This is a genomic window from Advenella mandrilli, from assembly GCF_016595155.1.
In the GTDB taxonomy this organism is placed as follows: domain Bacteria; phylum Pseudomonadota; class Gammaproteobacteria; order Burkholderiales; family Burkholderiaceae_B; genus Advenella; species Advenella mandrilli.
Genome location: NZ_JAENGP010000003.1, coordinates 55227 through 68219, shown reverse-complemented (window position 1 = coordinate 68219; position 12993 = coordinate 55227). Strand labels below are relative to the sequence as shown.

Annotated in this window: 12 protein-coding genes; 4 read left to right on the top strand and 8 right to left on the bottom strand. The window is 50.5% G+C overall.

Going from position 1 to position 12993, the window contains the following annotated elements; all coding sequences use genetic code 11:
• Position 1: 1 nt before the first annotated feature.
• A complete protein-coding gene (pyk, locus tag JHL22_RS03465) occupies positions 2 to 1441 on the bottom strand; it encodes a pyruvate kinase (RefSeq protein ID WP_200233860.1) in 1440 nt (479 codons plus the stop codon).
• A gap of 494 nt (positions 1442 to 1935) precedes the next feature.
• Here pyk and JHL22_RS03460 point away from each other — a divergent pair, with 494 nt between their 5' ends.
• Together JHL22_RS03460 and JHL22_RS03455 are read left to right on the top strand one after the other, a co-directional pair.
• Complete coding sequence (locus JHL22_RS03460) at positions 1936 to 2343, top strand: hypothetical protein (RefSeq protein ID WP_200233855.1); 408 nt, start codon at positions 1936 to 1938, stop codon at positions 2341 to 2343.
• 76 nt (positions 2344 to 2419) lie between these two features.
• A complete protein-coding gene (locus tag JHL22_RS03455) occupies positions 2420 to 3085 on the top strand; it encodes a hypothetical protein (RefSeq protein ID WP_200233854.1) in 666 nt (221 codons plus the stop codon).
• A gap of 229 nt (positions 3086 to 3314) precedes the next feature.
• Here JHL22_RS03455 and JHL22_RS03450 read toward each other — a convergent pair whose 3' ends face one another.
• The 7 genes from JHL22_RS03450 to glyQ form a co-directional block, all read right to left on the bottom strand.
• Positions 3315 to 4835, bottom strand: coding sequence for a YdgA family protein (locus JHL22_RS03450; RefSeq protein WP_200233852.1), 1521 nt, complete (start codon positions 4833 to 4835; stop codon positions 3315 to 3317).
• 37 nt (positions 4836 to 4872) lie between these two features.
• Positions 4873 to 5292: a lactoylglutathione lyase gene (gloA, locus tag JHL22_RS03445; protein WP_200233850.1), complete on the bottom strand. Its 420-nt coding sequence runs from the start codon at positions 5290 to 5292 to the stop codon at positions 4873 to 4875.
• Between the two features lie 160 nt (positions 5293 to 5452).
• Positions 5453 to 6154 carry a M48 family metallopeptidase gene (locus JHL22_RS03440; protein ID WP_200233848.1) on the bottom strand — a complete coding sequence of 234 codons (702 nt, stop codon included), beginning with the start codon at positions 6152 to 6154 and terminating at the stop codon, positions 5453 to 5455.
• A gap of 15 nt (positions 6155 to 6169) precedes the next feature.
• Positions 6170 to 6901 carry a lysophospholipid acyltransferase family protein gene (locus JHL22_RS03435; RefSeq protein WP_200233846.1) on the bottom strand — a complete coding sequence of 244 codons (732 nt, stop codon included), beginning with the start codon at positions 6899 to 6901 and terminating at the stop codon, positions 6170 to 6172.
• 2 nt (positions 6902 to 6903) lie between these two features.
• Positions 6904 to 7443, bottom strand: a complete 540-nt coding sequence (gmhB, locus tag JHL22_RS03430; RefSeq protein WP_200233844.1) for a D-glycero-beta-D-manno-heptose 1,7-bisphosphate 7-phosphatase — start codon at positions 7441 to 7443, stop codon at positions 6904 to 6906.
• Positions 7440 to 9566, bottom strand: coding sequence for a glycine--tRNA ligase subunit beta (glyS, locus tag JHL22_RS03425; protein WP_200233842.1), 2127 nt, complete (start codon positions 9564 to 9566; stop codon positions 7440 to 7442). The genes gmhB and glyS overlap by 4 nt, the downstream gene beginning before the upstream one ends.
• Entirely contained in the window at positions 9567 to 10466 is a 900-nt protein-coding gene (gene glyQ, locus JHL22_RS03420) for a glycine--tRNA ligase subunit alpha (protein WP_200233841.1), read from the bottom strand.
• Positions 10467 to 10595: 129 nt separating this feature from the next.
• On the opposite strand from glyQ, the gene JHL22_RS03415 reads away from it, so the two are divergent.
• Both JHL22_RS03415 and JHL22_RS03410 read left to right on the top strand, forming a co-directional pair.
• Positions 10596 to 11363, top strand: a complete 768-nt coding sequence (locus JHL22_RS03415) for a crotonase/enoyl-CoA hydratase family protein (RefSeq protein ID WP_200233838.1) — start codon at positions 10596 to 10598, stop codon at positions 11361 to 11363.
• 48 nt (positions 11364 to 11411) lie between these two features.
• Entirely contained in the window at positions 11412 to 12941 is a 1530-nt protein-coding gene (locus tag JHL22_RS03410) for a fumarate hydratase (protein WP_200233836.1), read from the top strand.
• The last annotated feature ends 52 nt before the right edge of the window (positions 12942 to 12993 follow it).

The following is a 12993-nucleotide window of genomic DNA, read 5'->3' as shown; positions in this document are numbered from 1 at the left end:
ATTAATTGACACAGATTAATTTCATGCTATTGGTGCCGTTACAGGGGGCTGACAGGTCTCCGTTGGTGATAATGATCCAGTCACCGGTTTCCAGGGGTTGGTGATTTTTAAGCTCTTCAAGGACGGCTTGCATGAGCAGGGTTGGGTCCAGATGGCTATTGTCAAAATTCACCGGATAAACCCCCCTGAAAAGGGCAGCGCGGTTTTGGGTTTCCCTATGCCGGGTAAAGCAATAAATAGGCACGCCTGAACGGATGCGCGACATGATCAGGGGAGTATGGCCGCTTTCGCTAAGGGAAACAATTGCTTTTACACCGGGGAAGTGATTGGCCGCATACATGGCGGAAAGTGCGATGGTTTCATCGCAGCGTGGAAAAACCTGCCCCAGCCGATGACCGGATTTATTTGACGTTGGATGTTTTTCAGCCCCTATGCAAATGCGTGACATGGCCATGACGGCTTCAAGCGGATAATTGCCGGTTGCGCTCTCGGCCGACAGCATGACGGCATCGGTGTAGTCCAGGACGGCATTGGCAACGTCAGACACCTCGGCACGCGTGGGAATGGGGTTGGCAATCATCGACTCCATCATTTGGGTGGCGGTAATCACCACTTTATTCAGGGTGCGCGCGTGCAGGATGATTTTTTTCTGTATACCAGCCAATTCGGCATCGCCCACTTCAACCCCCAGGTCGCCACGGGCTACCATGACGGCATCACTGGCCGTAATCAGCTCATCCAGTGCCTGGTCATCAGCCACGGCTTCTGCACGTTCTATTTTGGCCACAATCCAGGCTTTGCTACCGGCTTGCCGGGCCAGTTGCCTGGCCTGTTCAATATCGCTGCCATAGCGAGGAAAAGAAACGGCAATATAGTCGGCTTCAATGTCGGCAGCAATCTTGATATCTTCCTTGTCTTTGGCGGTCAGGCTGGGGGCGGAAAGGCCACCTCCTTTGCGATTGATACCTTTGTTGTTGGAAAGCGGCCCGCCTGCCAGTACCCGTGTGTGCACTTCCTGGCCTTCAATGTGGGTGATTTCCAGCACGATGCGGCCATCATCCAGCAGCAGTTCATCACCCGGCTGGCAATCAGTTATCAGGGCAGGGTAGTCGATGCCGACAATATGCGCCGTACCCTCGTTATGCGGATGGGTGTTGGATAAAATAAATGTTTGACTGGCTTGTAGCAAGACCTGGCCGTTGATGAAACGGGCAATACGAATTTTAGGGCCTTGCAAATCGACCATGATGGCAATGTGTTTTTGCAGCTTGTGTGCTATTGACCTGATGCGCTGCGCGCTTTGGCGATGTTCGTCATGGCTGCCATGGGAAAAGTTTAACCTTGCAACATTCATGCCGGCCAGCATCATCTGTTCAATTTGTTCTGGTGACCGGGTTGCGGGTCCCAAAGTGGCTACAATTTTAGTTCGTCTTGGGTTCATATTTTATTTTCTCATAATATGATAATTATGTTGATGTTACAAAAAAGTAAGAAAATATCCATTAAAGTATTGAAAACTTTTTTGATTCATGTAGAATTAGTTTCAACAATAGCAGGAATGCAGCAAATAAATGTGGTTTCGGCAAGTGCCAGATCATCATACATAAATTATTAACTACTATCAGCAACTCAACAATCCTAAGTATTTGGCAGCATAAGTTTTAGAAAAAAATATATATAAGTTTCAACTTTGTACTTTTATCAGAACTGAAAGATTTAATCCCGTAAATATTAGGGGTGAAGTGGTTCGTTTCAAAAATGTAACATATTAAGAATTCAGCAATTTGATGGTTCAAGTTGTTGATGTTGGTGGGGTAGCCTCCCTGTTTAATGTTGCAAACATATACATCTTGACGGAATTTGGCTATTCCATTTTGCAGTAACCGTGCCGGACGGCGTCCGGTTCGAAAAATGTTTCCGTAAAGGAGCAGCAAAATGAAAAAACTACTACTTATCTCGGCATTGACTCTGGCATCTACTAGTGTATATGCAGCAAGCGGTGGTATTGGTCTTGGTGTTTTTGGTGCTGGTGGAGCAGCTGGAAGCAGCTCTGGTGGAAGTTCTTCCACACAAGGAGTACAGGGTTCAATTGGTTTTGGGGCTGCGGGTAATAGTTCTGGAGCAGGGAATGTGTCAACTTCCGGTGCTTCAGTTACTATGAGTCCTGGTGGGGTAGCTACACAAACCGCAGGCTCATCTGTATCTGAACAATTTGGTAACGGTTATTCGTTTGGTTTGGCTGGGCAAGGCTCTAGTGCTTCAGCAGGTGGTGCGCATAATGCTCAAGCCGGTGGCATTGGCGGTTTTGGTGGTTTTGGTGTGATTGGCTGGCTCAATCCATAACAAGGATCAAATGCCTTTAAAACTATAAAATACATATATTCTTGGAGGGGGTATTCCCCCTCCCAAAGGAATCGCCATGAAAAAAATATTTACTGCAATTGCAATATTATTTGCATCAGGTCAGGTATTGGCACAGGTTAACGTGGGTGCGGGGGCAGAAGCTTCTGCCGGGGCCTCTTCCGGGGCTTCTTCAAGTGCAAACGTCTCTTCGGGTGGGGCGGCTATTATTGACCTGAGCTTTGGTGGATCAGAGCAAAGAAAATCCCAGCGTATTCACACCACACCTAACGTTTATGCGCCTGCAAGCATGTTTGGTGGTGCCAATAATTGCGGTCAATCCAATACGATTGGTGTGGGTTTTACCGGGTTTGGGATAGGGGGTTCGATGGCCGGTGAATCAGATGCGTGTAACGCACGAGAGGATACCAGTATTGCCTATAAACTGGGTTACAAAGAAGTGGCTGATATGCGTTTCTTTTGTTTCGGTGAAGACGTGAACCGGATGGCTTATGAAGCAACCGGCCGGCGCTGCCCTAGTTCTTCAACCGCCAAAGGCCTGCCTGATAATGCGGTTGCCAGCAATCCAGCACCCGTTTCTTCAACAGTTGCGGTTAACAATCCTGGCAGCAATGCGGTTGCCGTTAATAGTGTACCCGTAAACTCCCCAAGACAAACCAGAGCAATCGCCTCATCTGATGAGCTTGATGCGCAACGTTTGCGGACCTTTTATGGCAATAATTAATAGTTTGTCTGGCAACTCTGATTTATACCTGAAAGAGAATTTATTAACAGGTGATGATGAGATATCACCTGTTAATAAATAAAACGACCAGATTGAACAAATGTTGATTAATGTAAACTTACATTAATCATGTACATGGGGAACGTCGCTTGATTTGATGATAATGCAGACTGTATTCAGCATTTATTGCGGACTTGGTCGTTGCAGTCTCATTTTCAAGCTTATGCATTTATTCTGCCGGTTCTACTTCCGTATCGTTTTCAAGGGCTTGAAATAGCTCCTCTTCGTTTAGTAACGCAGGGGCAGCCGATGTACCTGCGAAGCCAAGCAGGGAGGATGCTCTCATGGCGAACTCGTTCAAGCCCATTTTTTTGCCGTTAAAATCAATCTGGCTGTCTTCGGGCTGGTCGGCATCATAAGTGATTACAGAGGTAGTTTTACCATCCTTGTAAACCGCCATGCCCGATTGTTCTGCGATAAGACCCGCCATTCCTGTAATCACTTCCGCTTCGGCATCAGCTGTGGCTTTGTCGGTCCCTTCAGATACCTGTAGGACGCCTGAACCCACTTCTTTGATAATGCTATCATCGATGGAGATGGAGAAATTGGCTTTGCGCAAGGCTTCAGTGGCAAATAGCTCCATGGATTCCCTTGATTCTGAAGACGCTTTTTCTCCGTTAAAAATAACCCCGAAATTTAACGTCGCCTCACCGCTTGTGGTTTTTATACTTAAGGGGTCAATGTGGAATTGAATATTGGCATCAGCCAGTTTGACAAACAGTGTTTCGAAATGCCGATCCAATTCATCTACCTCTTTCTGTGAGGTTGAGGCCAGATTAAGGCTGGCCGTGGCCCGACTGAAATCATTAACAGCCTTCATATCCAGATTGTTAACCACCATTTTCATGCTTGTTGTGCCAAAATCAATCTTGTTGACGTTGATTTTGTTCGCGGAATAGATGATATCGCCATTAAGCAGGCCATTGGGGGATTCAGTCGTGCTGGCAACCATGTTGATGGCGTCGATTAAAACGGTTTGTGCGGGATCGGCAATATTGAATTTGTCAAATTTGACGGAAGCATCACCAATATAATTTTTGTTGGCGGTACGGGTTGTTTGATTGCTAAGTGTAAAACCGTCCATAGAAAAGCTGGCTGTGCTTTCTCCCTTGGCTTTAATGGCGCCACCCGTGGCTTCCGTATTGATAAAGGCGTAATCAAGATTGCTGTGCGTAATCGCATGCATCGGTGCCACGGTGATTTCGCCGTTCTTGTTAACGAATTTCAGTGGGGCGGTTTTAAGGGTGTTTTCTATTTCTTTGGTAAAAGAAAGCACGCTGCTGGATACAAAGGGTTCTTGTCCATTGGCGGCATCAAACAATATTTTTGTATTGTCATTGTTAATCAGAGTGGTTTCGCTAATGGCCAAAGCGGGAGAAAAACGACCGTTTTGAATTAACGGCAAGGGGCCGTGATAAACCTTGTTCAGGAATGTAATATTGGAAAGCTCTTCTGGCAGATCGGGTAGATCTATATTTAGCTTATAGGTCCCGGTAGAAGAAAGAAAGCCCTTTTCATAGCTGACTTCGCTTAGGCTGACATTGGGAGCGCTTTGTGCCAGAAATTCATTGAAATTACTGATGGATTGATCGATTTGGGTTTTGGCCTGTTGGCCAATGTACCAGGTTGAGCCTCCCCACACGACACCGGCTGCAACAAGTGCGCCAATAACAATATTTGTTGTTTTCATGATGTACCTTTATGACTTTATGGTTGTTTAACAGGATTTATTTTGCGTGCAAGCCAGTACCTTCGGCCTGCATGTCTTTGCGTTCGATTAATTCTATTTTGTAACCGTCAGGGTCTTCAATGAAGGCAATAACGGTGCTGCCACCCATGACCGGGCCGGCTTCACGCGTAACATTGCCACCTGCCGCCTTGACAGTTTCACAGGCCTGATAGGCATCTGGCACGCCAATGGCAATATGGCCATAGGCGGTACCCAGCTCATAAGAATCAACACCATGGTTATAGGTTAGCTCAAGTTCGGCCTGGTGAGGGTTGGCTTCAAAACCCAGGAAGGCCAGGCTGTATTTGTATTCGGGGTTTTCGGAGCGACGCAAAAGTTTCATGCCAATGACGTTTGTATAAAATTCGATAGACCGTTCAAGGTTGCCGACTCGAAGCATGGTGTGTAGAAATTGCATGATGACTCCTGTTGGAAATGATGACAAGCGGGCTATTTTAGCAAAGCCGTGTTTATAGAATGATGAGTTCAGTACTTTTAAATAACGGATACGGCAAGAATGATACAACAGGCATTATATAAGCGAAAATTTATGGTCGTTTGCAATTGCCCTGTTATGCCTAAAGAATGGGCAGGGTGTGCAGGCTTTTTTGTTTAAGCTTGTGTTTGGCCGCTTCATAGCCGGGTAGGATACGGCCAACTTCGGTCCAGAAACGGGAGCTGTGGTTCATTTCTTTCAAATGGGCAAGCTCATGCGCAATCACATAGTCAATCAGGTCTGAATCCAGGTGAATCAGGCGCCAGTTAAGGCGAATGTTGCCATTGGCACTGCAGGAGCCCCAGCGGGTGGTGGCACTGGACAGGCGCAGCTGCAACGGTTTTGCCCCGCTGCTTTGCCCGAAATGGTGCAGGCGGGTTTCAAACCAGGCCAGGGCACGCCCCTTAAACCATTGGGTGCAGGCTGATTTTAGTTCATGGCTACTTGCCGTGGATGGCAGGTTGATATAAAGAATATCGTTATCTTGTGCCAGATTGTAGTTGCCTTCATAGCGGCATGAAGCCAGCTGCGGGTTAAGTTGCACAATAATTTGCCTACCCAGATAGGGCAGTGGCATGCCATGTTGCCAGTTAGTGGGGGTAGGGGATTGTTGCCGCCATTGCAACAGCTTGCTTTGGATCCAGGTTTTTTTTGCCTGGATGGCCTGGTTGATGATGGCTTGCGATACCCATTGGGGCGCGGTAATTTTCAGCCCTTCGGCGTTAATCGTAAAACCAATGCTTTTACGGTTGGAACGCTGAAGGGTATAGGGGATTTTATCCATGAGAACAGCGGTGCTTCAGGCCTTGTCGTTATAACGGTGCGGGCTAAGCACGCGCATTTCCCCTTCAATCCATGCTTCTACCTTGCGGTTAAGCTGGTCGTGGGTAAGGCCTTCGGACGAGATGGGTGGGCCAAACGAGAAGGTAACCAGACCGGGCGTTTTGATGAAGGAATTGCGTGGCCAAACCTCGCCGGCATTGTGCGCCACCGGAACCACCGACGCACCGGCATGGACGGCAAGACGGGCACCGCCTGATTGATAGCGACCTTTTTGGCCGACAGGAATCCGGGTCCCTTCGGGGAACAGTACCGGACTATGGCCTGCGTGGATACGTTGGCTGCCAATACTTAATACCTGTTGCATGGCGCCCTTGCGGTCGGAGCGGTTAATGGGAATATTGCGCAAGCTAGCCAGCGCCCAACCAAAAAACGGGATGTAATTAAGCTCTTTTTTGTAGACAAAACAGGCGGGTTTGGGTGAAAACCAGGGAAAGAGCAGGGTTTCATAGGCAGACTGGTGTTTACATAGAAACACAACCGGTGTGGTGGGAATGTTTTCCTGTCCTTTGAATTCCCATTTGATGCCAAGAATATATTTGGCCCCCCACATTAGCAAGTGGGGCCAGCCTACCGTGAAACGGTAACGCCACTTGAAGGGTAAAGGCAGCATCAGGAAGCAGCCAAGTGCAAAGAAAATCAGGGTAATCGTTTGAAAAACCAGAAACAGCAGGGCACGTAAAAAAGGCATGATTAATTTTCCCGTAGCCATTCGTTGACAATATCAGCCAGGCTGGCACGTATTTGCGTATCAGGTGGCAGGTTGGGATCGTTTTTTGTTTTCAGACCGTTGCCGGTTTCCACCAGCCAGGGCTTCATGCCTGCCGCCTGGGCTGCCTGCAGGTCACGCAAGGAATCGCCAATCACAGGCACCTGTGCGGGATCTATCTCGTAGCGGTGGGTGATATCGTGCAACATGCCGGGTAAGGGTTTGCGGCAGTTACAGCCGTCATCAGGCGTGTGCGGACAAATGAAAATGGCATCAAGCTGCCCGCCCAGCAAAGTAAGCGCCTGATGCATTTTGGTATGCATGGCGTTCAGGTCGTTTATGCTGAACAGGCCTCTGCCCAGGCCTGACTGGTTGCTGGCAATCACTACCTTCCAGCCAGCCCGGTACAGGCGGGCAATGGCTTCAAGACTGCCGGGCAGGGGAATCCACTCGTCGGCCGATTTGACAAAATCGGCCCGGTCTTCGTTGATGACACCATCACGGTCAAGAATCACGAGCTTCATTTTGCCAGCCTGGAAATATCCGCCACCAGATTCATGGCACCATGCAAGCGGGAAAGCAAAGCCAGACGATTGTTGCGGATGGCCGGATCTTCGGCCATGACCATGACATCGGTAAAGAAGGCATCAACCGCTTCACGGGTGCTGGCAATACTGCTTAAGCTGGCTTCAAATTTGCCTTTGCCAAAGTGGTCAAGGGCAACCGGCTGGATCTGTTCAATGGTGTCGGCCAGGGCTTTTTCTGCCGGTTCAAGCAGGATTTCTGCATTGATGGCAGGCAGGGAGCCGTCTACTTTTTTCAGCAGGTTGGCAATGCGCTTGTTGGCGGCAGCCAGGCTGTCGGCTTCGGGCAATTGCGCGAAGGCGGTAACGGCCTTGACCCGGTCGACAATCTCGTGCAGGGGGGGGGTTAAGGCAATAACGGCGTCTACCACCGAGCGGTCATAATCGCCATTAAGCTGATTGCGATAACGTTCGTAAATGAACGCTTGCACTTCGGCCACGGTGTTGGGATTCAGGCTGATTTTTTCGAATGTGCCGGCAGCAAACTCAAGCAGCTCGTTGAGGGAAAGTTGGGTTTGCAGGTTCAGGAAATGACCGGCGGCTAATTGTTCAACCGCACTGATCAGGCCCAGCGCGGCACGGCGCAAGGCGTAAGGATCGCGCTCGCCAGTGGGCACCAGGCCAATGCCCCAAATGCCAATCAGGGTTTCGGTGCGTTCGGCAATAAATAAAATCGCCGAAGTTAAGGTTTCCTGGCTGACCGGTTTGTCGTAACGCACGCGATACTGCTCTGCCAGGGCGGTGACGATCTCTTCGGGTTCACCATCGGCCTTGGCATAATAGGCGCCAATAATACCCTGTAGCTCGGGGAACTCGCCTACCATGTTGGAGCCCAGGTCGGCCTTGGCCAGCAGGGCAGCGCGGTCGGCCAGGGCAACATTGGCGTTAAGCTGCTGGGCAATGTAAGCGGCGATTTTCCGGACCCGTTCGGAACGGTCCAGCTGGGTACCCAGTTTATTGTGGTAAACAATGGTGGCCAGTTGCTCGACACGGGCGGCCAGTGGCATTTTACGGTCGGTGTTGAAGAAGAACTCGGCATCGGCCAGACGCGGGCGCACGACCCGCTCGTTGCCTTCGATAATTTGTTGTGGATGCTCAATGTCCATATTGCTGACAATCAGGAAATGGTGTGTCAGCTTGCCGGTGGCCGGGTCGAACAGGGGGAAATACTTCTGGTTCAGACGCATGGTAAGGATCAGGCACTCTGGCGGCACGGCCAGGAATTTTTCCTCAAACTGGCCTATATATACGGCAGGGTACTCTACCAGTGAAGTGACTTCATCAAGCAGGGCGGTGACTTCGGGATCATTGCCAATGGTGGCGCCCAGCGTGGCTGCCTGACTGGCCAGCAGGGTGCTGATCATGTCACGGCGCTCTTCATAGGAAGCAACGACCTTGCCTTCATCGCGCAGTTGTTGCTCGTAGGTATTGGCATTGTTTAACTGGATGGGGGCCTTGCTCAGGAAGCGGTGTCCACGGGTAACATGGCTGGATGAGATGCCCAGCACGCTAACCGGCAAGACCTGGTCACCAAACAGGATGACCAGGCCATGCACGGGACGTACGAAGCGGACACTGGTTTGCCCGTCGGCCAGCTGATAACGCATGACTTTGGGAATCGGCAGGCCGGCAATGGCTTCATCAATGGCGGTTTGCAGGAAAGCGGCCAGTTGTGTACCGGGGGCAGTGCCTTTGGCGATTAAGTATTCCTGCTTGCCATCGGACTCACGGTTCAGGTCGGCCACGCTTAAGTGTTCAAGACCTTTGGAAGCCAGTTTCTTTTGCAGGGCGGCACTGGCATGGCCGTTTTCATCAAGCCCGATTTTGACGGGCATGAGTTTTTCTGCAAATGCCTGTTCGGGAGCCTGTGCCAATACCTGGCTTAAGCGGACAGCCAGACGGCGTGGGGTGGCAAAAGATTCAAATTTGCACTGTTCACCCAGCAGGTGTTGTTTGTCCAGGGACTGGTAGATGCCCTGGGCAAATGCCTTGCCCAGTTTTTGTAATGCCTTGGGAGGCAGTTCTTCGGTCAGTAATTCGATGAGTAAAGGATTTGTTGACATTTATGCAATCTCTTGTTTTTTCAGCATCGGGAAGCCAAGCTGTTCGCGGGCGTCGTAATAGCACTGGGCAACAGCGCGGGACAAGTTGCGGATACGGCCAATATAGCTGGCCCGTTCGGTAACGCTAATGGCACCCCGGGCGTCAAGCATATTGAAGGTATGAGCCGCTTTCAGAACCATCTCGTAGGCAGGCAGGGCCAATGGGATCTCGACCAGTTTTTTGGCCTCGGCTTCGTAGTCGTTGAAATGGGCAAACAGCATGTCAGTTGACGCATATTCAAAGTTGTACGTGGATTGTTCAACTTCATTCTGGTGAAACACGTCGCGATAGTAAACGGCATCGCCGTTGGAGCGCTGGGTCCAGACAAGATCATAGACACTTTCCACGTTTTGCAGATACATGGCCAAACGCTCAAGGCCATAGGTGATTTCACCGGTAGTGGCCGGGCAGTCAAGCCCGCCAACTTGCTGGAAATAAGTGAACTGGGTGACTTCCATGCCATTGAGCCAGACTTCCCAGCCCAGGCCCCAGGCCCCTAGCGTGGGGTTTTCCCAGTCATCTTCAACGAAGCGGATATCGTGCTCTTGGGGGTTAATGCCCAGTGCCTGTAGCGAACCGATGTAAAGATCAATAATTTCAGGTGGGGCTGGTTTGAGTACAACCTGATATTGGTAATAGTGTTGCAGGCGATTGGGGTTTTCGCCGTAACGACCATCATTGGGCCGGCGTGACGGTTGCACATAAGCGGCATGCCAGGGCTCGGGCCCGATGGCGCGCAGGAAAGTGGCCGTGTGGGAAGTACCTGCACCCACTTCCATATCGTAAGGCTGGAGCAGTGCACAACCTTGTGCAGCCCAGTATTCCTGAAGTTTTAAGATAATTTGCTGAAAAGTAAGCATGAATTCGACTCTAGCATCGGATGAATAACCAAACCTTGGATTTTAGGGTATTTGTTGTGCTTCTAGGGGTAAATTAGCGTTTGAAAGGGTAAAATGCCCGAATTAACCCCGAATAAACAGGAGACAACAGTGACAGAATTAGTAAAATCCGAAATTATTGGCCGCGTACTGGTCATTACCATCAACCGTCCCGAAGCCCGTAACGCCCTTACGTATGATACTTCTTTTGCGCTGGCGGCCGCCCTGGACCAGCTTGACACCAATAACGACCTGACGGTGGGTATTCTTACCGGGCAGGGCAATACGTTTTGCTCGGGCATGGATTTGAAGGAGTTTGCCAAAACCCAGCGTCGTGCTGTGGTGCCGGGCCGCGGCCTGGGTGGCCTGTGCGAAGCGCCACCTCAAAAACCCCTGATTGCCGCCGTAGAAGGTTATGCGCTGGCTGGCGGCTGCGAACTGGCACTGGCCTGCGATTTGATTGTGGCCGCCGACAACGCCCAGTTTGGTCTTCCCGAAGTAAAACGCGGTCTGGTACCCGGATCGGGGGGCATGTTGCGCTTGCCGCAAAGGTTGCCTTACCACGTTGCCATGGAGATTTTATTAACCGGCGACATGATTCCCGCACAGCGTGCCCAGCAGCTTGGTTTGGTCAATCAACTGACAGAACCGGGCAAAGCACTGGAAGCTGCGCTAAAATTGGCTGACAAGATTGCGGCCAATGGTCCCTTGGCCGTTCGCACGGTTAAACAGCTTGTGGTGCAGTCGCAAGACTGGCGCCAGGAAGACATGTTTGCCCTGCAGCAGCCGCGCATGGCGCATATCTTTGCTTCTGAGGATGCCAAAGAAGGGGCTACCGCATTCGCCGAAAAACGGGCTCCGGTCTGGAAAGGCAAATAAAACAGTAAAGTTGTTAACCGTTAGTTTTTTGAAAAAGTTGATCAAACAATGACTACCATTATCAAAGAAGAGGACTTGATCCAATCCATTGCGGATGCGATTCAGTTCATCAGTTTTTACCACCCCGCCGACTATATTCAGCATCTGGCCCGCGCCTATGAGCGTGAAGAAAGTCCGGCAGCCAAAGATGCCATTGCACAAATCCTGACTAACTCGCGCATGTGTGCAGAAGGGCATCGCCCCATTTGTCAGGATACCGGGATTGTGAACGTTTTCCTGAAAGTGGGTATGGATGTCAAGTTTGACCTGAAACAAACCTTGCAGGAAGCCTGTGATGAAGGCGTGCGCCGTGGTTACACCGACCCCGACAACAAACTGCGTGCTTCTGTGCTGGCAGACCCCATTTTTGAGCGCAAGAATACCAAAGATAATACGCCCTGTATTTTGCATGTGGAACTGGTTCCTGGCGATAAGGTGGATGTGCAGGTGGCAGCCAAAGGTGGCGGCTCTGAAAACAAAACCAAGTTTGCCATGCTTAACCCCAGCGATTCTATTATTGACTGGGTCCTGAACACCGTGCCGCAAATGGGGGCTGGCTGGTGTCCTCCGGGCATGCTGGGTATTGGGGTGGGCGGTACCGCCGAAAAAGCCATGCTCATGGCCAAGCAGTCACTGATGGAAGATATTGATATGTACGAGTTGCTGGCCCGTGGCCCGCAAAACAAACTCGAGGAAATGCGTATTGAACTGTATGAAAAAGTGAATGCACTGGGTATTGGCGCACAGGGCCTGGGTGGTTTAACAACCGTGCTTGATGTTAAAATCAATACTTACCCAACCCATGCGGCTTCCAAGCCCATTGCCATGATTCCAAACTGTGCGGCAACCCGTCATGCCCACTTTATACTGGATGGTTCGGGCGTTGCCGTGTTAACACCGCCTTCTTTGTCAGACTGGCCCGATGTGCATTGGGCTCCCGATTACAACAAGTCCAAACAGGTTAACCTGGATACGCTCACCAAAGAGGAAGTGGCCAGCTGGAAACCCGGCCAAACCCTGTTGTTGTCTGGCAAAATGCTTACCGGCCGTGATGCCGCTCACAAGCGCATCCAGGACATGCTGGCCAAGGGTGAACAATTGCCGGTTGATTTCACCAACCGCGTTATTTATTATGTGGGCCCGGTTGATCCGGTACGTGACGAAGTGGTTGGCCCGGCAGGTCCCACCACCGCCACCCGCATGGATAAATTCACCGACATGATGCTGGAAAAAACCGGCCTGATTTCCATGATTGGCAAGGCCGAGCGCGGTCCTGTCGCGATCGAGTCCATCCGCCGGCACAAGTCTGCCTATTTAATGGCGGTAGGCGGTTCTGCTTATCTGGTGTCCAAAGCGATTCGTGGCGCCAAAGTAGTGGGCTTCGAAGATCTGGGTATGGAAGCCATTTACGAGTTTGACGTGAAGGATATGCCGGTAACGGTTGCGGTTGATTCTGAAGGCACTTCCGTGCATCAAACAGGTCCTAAAGAATGGCAAGCCAAAATCGGTAAAATTCCGGTTGCGGTAGAAATGCTGTAAGCCGTTTCTGTCATTGAAGACAAAAACACCGGCCGGGTTTCATTACCCGCCG